Source organism: Hymenobacter agri (genome assembly GCF_054778495.1).
The window spans coordinates 1-829 of record NZ_BAAGZM010001097.1; the positions used below are offsets into that span (position 1 = coordinate 1).

At 58.4% G+C, this 829-nt stretch carries 1 protein-coding gene; it reads right to left on the bottom strand.

Going from position 1 to position 829, the window contains the following annotated elements; all coding sequences use genetic code 11:
- Positions 1 to 221: 221 nt before the first annotated feature.
- On the bottom strand, positions 222 to 829 hold a 608-nt coding region (locus ACYVDE_RS24705; protein WP_460504169.1), incomplete at its 5' end, for a carboxypeptidase-like regulatory domain-containing protein.

Consider the following 829-nt stretch of genomic DNA (forward strand, 5'->3'; position numbering starts at 1 on the left):
GGCCGGCCACCCTGCCGCGCCAGAAACGCCAGAATCTCGGCCTCGCTGAGCTGGGTGAAGTCGACAACTTCTGTGGCGCAGGCGGCGCAGTGGTGGCCGGCGGCGGTGGGCGACATGGCGGCCCAGGGCTGCATGCAGGGCTGCGGAATGGAAAACGAAGGAGTTGCCATGCGGCTAAGGTATTATTTTTTGACTGGAAAGGCGCTAACGGCGCGGCCGGCTCAATTACGGCGAAACGGGCGGGTAAGCCAGTATTTGCCCCAGTAATAAAATGCGCGGGGATGCCAGGGCGCAGGCGGCAACACCATCATTTCCAATAGTCCCATGGTTGCGGGAGGCAGTTGAAATTGTTGTCCAGTATTGGCATCCCGGCAAGTCAGCGTTCGTTCCTGCGTTATAAACCCAACCGAGCTCACGGTGAGGCATAAGGCTTCGTTATGAAAAACCTGCATGGGCACTTTCAATTCAAAAGTACCGTCAACGGAAGTACTCACCCCCAGTTCGGTGCCTTTAACGAGAACCGTGACACCCGGCAGTCCCTGATTCGTCGAAACATCGGTAACAGCACCCCGAAATACCACTTTCTGCGCTATGGTAGCAACATGGGATGCAGCTATTGGACTTGCAGCAATCATTGTGTCTCCCATCACCGGTTGCCTTGGATGTGGCAGGTCATCACCGAGTAACAATAACTTTTGCGTTTCTGCCACCACCGGCACCGGGCCACCCCAGTAGCGGGCGCGCCATTCGATGGTCGTTTGCGCCTTTGCTTCGCCGGCCGCACCTTCGCGCAGGCCCCACAAGGCCACAGCGGCTGCCAGCCAGGCCC